Origin of the sequence: Clostridium homopropionicum DSM 5847, assembly GCF_001263795.1 — a bacterium.
GTDB classification, from domain to species: Bacteria; Bacillota; Clostridia; order Clostridiales; family Clostridiaceae; genus Clostridium_H; species Clostridium_H homopropionicum.
In genome coordinates this window covers 310,858-319,412 of sequence record NZ_LHUR01000012.1, presented here as the reverse complement: position 1 = coordinate 319,412, position 8,555 = coordinate 310,858, and the positions used below count along the sequence as shown (strand labels likewise).

9 protein-coding genes are annotated in these 8,555 nt (G+C 29.3%); all 9 read left to right on the top strand.

Annotated features, from left to right (window positions below):
* Positions 1-266 precede the first annotated feature (266 nt).
* On the top strand, positions 267-719 hold the full coding sequence (locus CLHOM_RS04920; protein WP_052220571.1) for a DUF2975 domain-containing protein: 453 nt from the start codon (positions 267-269) through the stop codon (positions 717-719).
* A 10-nt stretch (positions 720-729) separates the two neighbouring features.
* Positions 730-942, top strand: coding sequence for a helix-turn-helix domain-containing protein (locus CLHOM_RS04915; RefSeq protein ID WP_052220570.1), 213 nt, complete (start codon positions 730-732; stop codon positions 940-942).
* A gap of 158 nt (positions 943-1,100) precedes the next feature.
* Entirely contained in the window at positions 1,101-2,447 is a 1,347-nt protein-coding gene (locus CLHOM_RS04910; RefSeq protein WP_052220569.1) for a B12-binding domain-containing radical SAM protein, read from the top strand.
* Positions 2,448-2,929: 482 nt separating this feature from the next.
* Positions 2,930-4,786 carry an ATP-binding protein gene (locus tag CLHOM_RS04905; protein ID WP_052220568.1) on the top strand — a complete coding sequence of 619 codons (1,857 nt, stop codon included), beginning with the start codon at positions 2,930-2,932 and terminating at the stop codon, positions 4,784-4,786.
* A gap of 21 nt (positions 4,787-4,807) precedes the next feature.
* Positions 4,808-5,185: a response regulator transcription factor gene (locus CLHOM_RS04900; RefSeq protein ID WP_052220567.1), complete on the top strand. Its 378-nt coding sequence runs from the start codon at positions 4,808-4,810 to the stop codon at positions 5,183-5,185.
* Position 5,186: 1 nt separating this feature from the next.
* The gene (locus CLHOM_RS04895; RefSeq protein ID WP_052220566.1) at positions 5,187-5,885 is read left to right on the top strand and encodes a sigma-54-dependent transcriptional regulator; all 699 of its coding nucleotides are present in this window, start codon (positions 5,187-5,189) and stop codon (positions 5,883-5,885) included.
* Complete coding sequence (locus tag CLHOM_RS04890; RefSeq protein ID WP_052220565.1) at positions 5,878-6,318, top strand: NAD-binding protein; 441 nt, start codon at positions 5,878-5,880, stop codon at positions 6,316-6,318. Before CLHOM_RS04895 ends, CLHOM_RS04890 begins: the two co-directional genes overlap by 8 nt.
* Complete coding sequence (locus CLHOM_RS04885) at positions 6,318-6,983, top strand: potassium channel family protein (RefSeq protein ID WP_052220564.1); 666 nt, start codon at positions 6,318-6,320, stop codon at positions 6,981-6,983. The genes CLHOM_RS04890 and CLHOM_RS04885 overlap by 1 nt, the downstream gene beginning before the upstream one ends.
* Positions 6,984-6,986: 3 nt before the next feature.
* On the top strand, positions 6,987-8,462 hold the full coding sequence (locus CLHOM_RS04880; protein ID WP_052220563.1) for a TrkH family potassium uptake protein: 1,476 nt from the start codon (positions 6,987-6,989) through the stop codon (positions 8,460-8,462).
* Positions 8,463-8,555 lie beyond the last annotated feature (93 nt).

Here is an 8,555-nt window from a genome sequence, read left to right as displayed (position 1 = left end):
AATTGCTTCTCGATTACAAAACAGGCATTACGGATACAAAAACTGCGTTTCGGTTACAAATATTTAGTTGTCGATTACAAAGGTGGCTTTTCATTTTACAAAGTGGCTTCTTGCTTTTCTATTAACCCTTTTTTATTATAAAACAAAATTATTCAATAAAAATATAATATTACTCAATAATTATTTATTGATAAACGATAAAAAAGATGTTATCATATACATAGTAAAATACATAAAAATTAAAAATTAAATGTGAGGTGCTTTTTATGAAACATGGTTCAACACTATTTTTAAAGATATTTGTTATTCTTATTGGAATACCGGTTCTTGCTTTATGCATATTTTGGTTGCCTGGATTTGTGAATTATTTACACTTTCTTATTTTAATGGGTGTGTATGTAGCAGCCATAACGTATTTCTTTGCTCTTTATCAGGCTTTAAAACTTTTAAGCTATATTGACAAGAACAAAGCTTTCTCGGAATTATCTGTAAAGGCTTTGAAGAATATAAAATACTGTGCAGTCACAATCAGTATCGTATATACAGTACTAATACCATTCTTATTTCCAATAGCGGATGCAGACGACGCCCCAGGTCTAGTAGGAATCCCAGTCATCATTATTTTTGCGTCAATTGTAATTGCAGTCTTTGCTGCTGTTCTTCAAAGGCTTTTAAAAGAAGCCATAGACATAAAATCAGAAAATGATTTAACGGTATGAGGTGAATAACATGGCAATTATAATAAATATTGATGTGATGTTAGCTAAAAGAAAAATGAGTGTAACAGAACTTACAGAGAAGGTTGGAATAACCATGGCAAACCTCTCTATACTAAAGAATGGAAAGGCCAAAGCTATTAGATTTTCAACTTTAGAGGCAATATGCAAAGCTTTGGATTGCCAACCAGGTGATATTTTAGAATACAGAAATGAATTTAATTGACAATAGACATTTGACAATTAACAATGAAGGATGAAATTCAGCAGAGCTGAATTTCCTAAAATATATAATAGAGGCTTTTCTAAGTTCGTTGAGAAAAGGCATCTATAATTGTCCATTGTGCATTGTCAATTGTAAATTTTTATGCTGGGAGGTAATGTATGAAGATTAAATTAATTCAACCTGCAATGCTGCCAAGACCTATGGATACAAAGTTAAAAACAAGAATGTCTCCTTCATTAGCTTTATTAACAATAGCAAATCTTACGCCGAAAGAGCATGAAGTTATTATTGAGAATGAAAATGTTGAAAATATAGATTTTGATGAACCTGTAGATTTGGTAGCAATAACTGTCACTGTAGATGTTATGAATAGAGCGGTGGAAATATCAAAGGAGTTCCAAAAACGTGGTGTAACCGTAATTGCAGGAGGTATTCATATTACAGCAGATCCAGAGGGTGCTCTTAATAGTTTTGACGCAATATGTGTAGGAATGGCTGAGAGAGTTTGGACAAAAATCCTTAAAGATAAAGAAAATAATTCGCTTAAAAAGATATATTATGATATGGAAAATATTGCTGGGAAAGAAATAGTATCACCTAACTATTACATTATTGATAATAAAAAGTATTTATATACTAATATAATTAGTACAAGCAGAGGATGTCCTTTTAAATGTGACTTCTGCTACAACAGTTGCAAAAATATGCTTAAAACTTATATTAATAGGCCAATAGACGATATAATTAAAGATATAAAGGCATTAAAGACAAGACATATAATGTTTATTGATGATAATTTTATTGGAAATCCCCAATGGACAAAAAAATTATTAAAGGAAATAGAACCTCTTAAACTAAAGTGGAATGCAGCGGTTACTTCTAATATAGTAGACATGCCCGAATTATTAGATGAAATGAAGGAGGCTGGTTGCCAAAGTCTATTTATAGGTTTTGAAAGTATAAATAGTAAGTCAATAGACAGTGTTCATAAGGTGCAAAATAGTGTAAATAGATATGAGAAACTTATAGATGAAATTCATAAAAGGGAAATAATGATAAATGCAAGCTTTGTTTTCGGATTAGATGAAGATGATGTTTCTGTATTTAAGAGTACATTAGAATGGATAGTTAAAAATAAAATAGAAACGGTAACCTCACATATCCTTACCCCATATCCTGGTACAAAGTTATATTCATCATTAGTAGAGGAAAATAGAATTGTAGATTTTAATTTGTCAAATTATAATACTGCCCATGTGGTATATAAACCAAAGAATATGACAGCAGAAGAATTATATAATGGTTATCTATGGATATATAAAGAAGTGTACACGTTTAAAAATATAATGAAAAGACTACCAAAATCTAAAAAGCAATGGATTCCATTTCTGGCATTTAATTTATTTTATAGGAAGTTTGGAAGGCTAACTGAATTATTGTGCAATATAGTTTCTTTTAAAAATATAGGAAGATTTTTTAGATGGTTAGCTTATTTTATAAAGTAGGTGGTGAAATTCAGATGCTAAATTTCTGATATGGAATAATAAAATGTAAAATGGTAAAATATTATTTTCAGCCTTTCCAATAGAAGAAGGATTATTTGTTCCATGAATACCATAACCTTAAAAGTGAATTTGCTACAGTTATACTTATAGATTTTTCAAGATAAGCCAAGCATATGTGGGATAATTTATGAAGATAATTTATATATAGGTATAATAAATAAGATAAAAATAATTGTGTGGTTTGAGTATCAATAATATATATGTTAAAATGAACCAAATAATATAAAAGAGTACATAGACTGTGGAGCTTTGATGGTCTTTACTTGTTTAATTTAATATAAGCGCTGAATTCTATAATTGAAGCGGAGGAAATAATAAACGTGGTTTCTCCACGGTATTTTTTTACCCTTTTTCAGAAATCATAAAGGATGATGAATTAAATAAATTAAAATTCATACCTTGAAGGTTAGAGGAGTTTGGATATGAAAAAATTTCGTAGTATAAAAAGTAAAATACTAACTATATATTTTGTACTAATCGTAGCATTAATAATCAGCAGCGTATGGTCTGTCATCAACTTTAGGAGATTGAATGATTCTATAGATAATATTATGGAGTCTAATTATAGAAGTATAGTAGCAGCACAAAATATGATAGAAGCAATAGAGAGACAGGATAGTGCAGAGCTAGGATATTTATTTGCAAATGATAAAGGAATGGTAGACATTTTTTATTATAACCAAATGCAGTTTTTAAAGTATCTATCTATAGCAGAGGATAACATAACTGAAAAAGATGAGTCTAAAACTATAGATAAGCTAAACAAATTATATTCTCAGTATATGCAGTCATTTTTGACACTAAAGGAAATGTATGGAAAGATACAAATGGGAATAGATAATAGTTATTACTACAATAATATTTTACCCCTGTTTAATAGTACAAAAGCTGAGTGCAGAAATTTATTAAATATAAATCAGGAAGCTATGGTAGTTAAAAAGAATAATGCTAAGAATATAGCAGCTAAGGCAACATACTCAACAATATTATTATCTATAGTAATAATATTAATAGGACTAATATTATTACTTTATTTGACTGAAGAGATTGTTAAACCAATTCATATTTTAATTGAAAAAATAAAGAAAATTTCAGAAGGATATTATGGTCAAAAACTAGAGGTAGAAGGAAATGATGAAATAGCTAATCTTGCATATGAATTTAACATAATGTCAGATAAACTAAAAAACTACGAAATGCTAAATATAAATAAGTTATTGAAAGAAAAGCGGAAGAGTGAAGGCATAGTAGAGAGCATTAGTGATGGAGTAATAGTTACGGACAATTCTAATAATATAACATTGGTTAACAGAGCGGCTGAAAAGATTCTAGACATTAGAGAGAGAGAGGTATTAAATAAACACTTTTTAGAATGTATAGGAAGACAAGATATGTTTGAAATTATAAACAATGTGTCAGTTAATAAAGGATATGATGAATATAAAAACTATGAGGATATTACAATAAAAGATAATGAAATTGATAAATATTATCGAATTAATGTTACACCTATAATAAGTGATTCAGGGGAATATTTTGGAGTTGTAACACTCTTGCAGGATATAACTAAACTTAAAGAGATTGATCAAGTTAAGTCAGAGTTTGTTTCAACAGTATCTCATGAATTTAGAACTCCATTAACATCTATAAGTATGGGAGTAGATCTGTTGTTAGAAAATACATTAGGAAATATAAATGATGATCAAAGGGAGATTATTCAAGCTATAAAAGAGGACCAAATAAGACTTAAAAAGTTTGTAGATGAATTATTAGATTTATCAAGAATACAATCTGGCAGAATGAAAATGAATATAGAAAAGTTTGATATTAAAGATATGATAGAAAATACAGTTAGGGTATTTAACTTGCAATTGAAAGAAAAAAATATAAAACTTAATTTAGAGATCAATAATAGAAATAATAATGTAATGGGCGACATAAGTAAAATATCGCTAGTTATTAGTAATCTTATAGGTAATGCTATAAGGTACACCCCCACTGATGGAAGTGGAATTATAACAGTAGGATGTAAGTTTAGAAATAATAAGATGCTTGTTTATGTAAGTAATAATGGAGCAGGGATACCTAAGGAATATCATAAAAAGATTTTTGAAAAATTCGTTCAACTTAAGGATGATAACAATGGATCTACAGGAGGAGCAGGTCTTGGTCTTGCAATAAGTAAGGAAATAATAAATGCGCATGGTGGAGATATATGGGTTACAAGCAAAGAAGGAGAGGTTACTACATTTTATTTCACATTAAATATAGATAAATAATTAGGAATAGAGGAGAATAAAATGCAGAAGATATTAATTATAGAGGATGAAAAACATATTTTACTAACATTAAAGATGTTTTTCAAAGCTTACAATGTAGAAGTAATAGCAGCTGAAGACGGTATTGAGGGAGCAAACCTTGCTTTTGAGTATATACCAGATATGATACTTTTGGATATACTAATTCCTAAAATGAATGGATATATGGTGTGTGAAATATTAAAGAAAGATATCAAAACAAGGCATATTCCAATAATTTTTATGAGTGCTAAAAATCAGCAGGAGGATTTAAAAAAAGCTTTTGATGTTGGGGCTAATGATTATTTAATAAAGCCTTTTACAATGGATGATATAAAAGAAGTAATAAAAAAATATTTAGAAATCAGTAGGAGGGGTTAAAATGAGTAACAAGATATTAATAGTAGATGATGAAAAGAACATAAGACTTACCTTGAAAAAGTGCCTTGAAGATCAACAATATGAAATATCTATAGCAACAAATGGTGAAGAAGGTATTAGTAAAATAAAGAGTGAAAAATTTGATTTGGTAATGCTCGACATAAAAATGCCTGGACTTAATGGAATGCAGGTTTTAAAAGAAATAAGGGACAAAGGAATAAATGTTAATGTAATTATGATGACTGCATATGGAACTATTGAAAAAGCCGTGGAAGCTATGAAGCTTGGAGCAATTGATTTTATAAGTAAGCCTTTTACCCCGGAAGAGGTAAGAGTAATTGTTAAAGAAGTTTTAGAAAGACAGGAAATTAGAGTTGAAGAAATAGAGAGTAAGGATAAAATCACCTATAAGGATGCACTGCAGTATGGGAAAAAGTGTCTTCAAGATCGAAAATATTCTGATGCTGAAGAATATCTTAAGAAAGCTATAGGATTAAATGTAGATGCACCAGAACCTCATAATTTACTTGGAATTTTATTAGAATACAAAAATAATATACAATCGGCACTAAACCATTATAGAGTTGCACTTTCTTTAGATGCTGCATATAAACCAGCGCAACATAATTTAGATAGAGCAACTGAGTATATGTATACTAGGAAAGGAATAGATTTTGGGGATGATAATGACGATGTTTAATAGAAATAAGGATGAATATATAATAATTGTTGGTTGTGGAAGATTAGGAGGAAGCATAGCTAACCTTCTCTCAAAAGAAGGAAAAAGTATGGTTGTCATAGATAAAAAGGAATCTGCTTTTACAAAGTTATCTGATGATTTTAGTGGATTTACCTTAGAAGCAAATGCAATTGAACTAGATACATTGCTTAGAGCTAAGATAGATAAAGCAGATGTAGTGGTAGTAGCTACTGATGACGATAATACTAACATTATGATTGCACAAATTGCTAAGATTATTTATAAAGTACCTAGGGTTATAACAAGATTATATGAGCCAGCCAGAGAAGAAGTGTACAAAAACTTAAATATAGATACTATATGCCCTACCAACCTTTCAGCATTGGAATTTAAAAATATTATAATTAATAATGGAGAAAAGGCGGATAAATAATGAAGATAATCATAGTAGGAGGAGGAAATAATGTATATTTCCTAACGAAAATCTTTATATCAAAAGGATATAATGTCACTATTATAAACAGTGATAAAGAAGAATGTGTAAAGCTTGCAAGGATATATAATATAGTAACAGTTAATGGAGATGCTACAAAGCCTTATATACTTGAGGATGCTGGTGCTGCATATACTGACTTAGTAATAGCATTAACAAGTAAGGATCAAAGTAATTTAGTAATATGTCAGCTTGCAGAGAAAATTTTTAAGGTTAGTAGAACCTTTGCAGTTGTAAATGATCCAAATAATGTAGGCATTTTTAAAGAATTGGGAGTTGATACTGTTATAAGTACAACTGATATAATTTCATCACTTATCGAGCAAAGAATTTCTATAGAAGATATTATAAACTTAATTCCTATAGAGGAAGGAAAAGTAATAAGCTTAGAAGTAGAAATTTTAGAGGACTCTCCTGTTATAAATAAAAGATTAAAAGATATATCTATGCCTGAAGATTCTACTATAGGATGCATAATAAGAAATGACAAACCTGTAATACCTAATGGTGATACAATAATACTTTTAGATGATAAACTCATAATATTATGCTTGCCAAAAGTGCAGTCTAATGTACTTAAAAGTATAACCGGAAGGATTGAATAAGATATGCTCTACCTAGATCAATTAAAACAGAAATATCAGCTTATCATAGGATATATAGGAATAATAACAATAGGAGCAGGAATTGTACTGATAATACCTTTAATTTCTTTATTTTTTTACACTGATGAAGTAAGTCAAGGTATATACTTTATTATACCTTCGGCAGTATCTATAGTTTTAGGTATTTTAATGAGCAATAGATTAAAAAATAGAAAAGTTATATCTCTTACAGTGCAGGATGGAGGAATAATTGTAGTCTTATCTTGGATAGTAGCTATTATTATATCATCTTTTCCATTCACATTATCAGGTATGCTTAATTTTACTCAAGCTGTTTTTGAATGTACTAGTGGGTGGACAACAACAGGATTATCTGTAGTAGATGTTACTAAAGCACCAAAAGTGTTTTTACTATGGAGAAGTATAATGCAATTTTTTGGAGGGGCAGGACTTGCAGTAGTTATGCTTTCAACAATTATAGGTCCTCTTGGCATGGGACTTTATACTGCAGAAGCAAGGTCAGATAAATTACTCCCTAATATAAAGAAAACTACAAGTCTTATAATGAAGATATATAGCGGATATATAATAGCAGGAATAATACTGTATGTAATAGCTGGAATGTCTATATTTGATGCAATTAATCATTCAATAGCTGCAGTATCGACAGGGGGTTTTTCTACTAAAGTAAATAGTATAGGAGAATATAAAAGTCCAATAATAGAATTAATAACAATTATTTTAATGATACTTGGAACTACTAACTTTGCAGCTCATTATTTAATTTTAAAAGGGAAAGTTAAAAGGTTTTTTAGAATTGGTGAAGTAAGATTTATGTTCTTCCTAATGTCTTTATCAATTCCGCTATTAGCATTCTATACTCTAAGAGGGTTGTATACATCTCTTGGGAGATCTTTTAGAATAGCAATTTTTGAAGCAACTTCAGCTATCTCTACAACAGGTTTTTCTACAGTAACATATACTAATTGGAATGATTTTGGAATATTTGTAATGGTTATATTAATGATTATTGGTGGTGGAACTGGTTCAACTGCTGGTGGATTAAAACTTTATAGAGCATATGTACTAATTAAATCATTATTGTGGAATATAAAGGGATTCTTACTCCCTAAATACGGAGTTAAAGAGAATTATGTATTTAGACCAGATGGAAAATATTATGTGAAAGATAATCATTTGGTAGAACTAGGGAATTTTTTGATTATGTATGTTATAACTTATTTTATAGGAGTTTGCATAATTACTCTAAGCGGATATCCTCTTAGGGATGCTATGTTTGAAATTGCATCAAGTCTTAGTACGGTTGGATTATCTGTTGGAGTTACTTCAGCTAATGTCTCAGGAGTTGTTTTATGGACTGAATCTGTTTTAATGCTTTTAGGTAGATTGGAGTTCTTTGTAATATTTTACACTATAGCTAAGGTAATTAAAGATACCAAGTTAGTATTGAAAAAATAAACGTTATTCATATTAGAAGGACATAATACATGGGGAAGTTAAGATGCTTACTATAAACTAATTAGTATATGTAGGGATTAATTACACTATAAT

Bases quoted from the DNA above. Each gene is read 5' to 3' on its own strand.
- CLHOM_RS04915 (WP_052220570.1), top strand. From the start codon at position 730: ATGGCAATTATAATAAATATTGATGTGATGTTAGCTAAAAGAAAAATG.
- CLHOM_RS04880 (WP_052220563.1), top strand. From the start codon at position 6,987: ATGCTCTACCTAGATCAATTAAAACAGAAATATCAGCTTATCATAGGA.
- CLHOM_RS04885 (WP_052220564.1), top strand. From the start codon at position 6,318: ATGAAGATAATCATAGTAGGAGGAGGAAATAATGTATATTTCCTAACG.
- CLHOM_RS04890 (WP_052220565.1), top strand. From the start codon at position 5,878: ATGTTTAATAGAAATAAGGATGAATATATAATAATTGTTGGTTGTGGA.
- CLHOM_RS04910 (WP_052220569.1), top strand. From the start codon at position 1,101: ATGAAGATTAAATTAATTCAACCTGCAATGCTGCCAAGACCTATGGAT.
- CLHOM_RS04900 (WP_052220567.1), top strand. From the start codon at position 4,808: ATGCAGAAGATATTAATTATAGAGGATGAAAAACATATTTTACTAACA.
- CLHOM_RS04920 (WP_052220571.1), top strand. From the start codon at position 267: ATGAAACATGGTTCAACACTATTTTTAAAGATATTTGTTATTCTTATT.
- CLHOM_RS04895 (WP_052220566.1), top strand. From the start codon at position 5,187: ATGAGTAACAAGATATTAATAGTAGATGATGAAAAGAACATAAGACTT.
- CLHOM_RS04905 (WP_052220568.1), top strand. From the start codon at position 2,930: ATGAAAAAATTTCGTAGTATAAAAAGTAAAATACTAACTATATATTTT.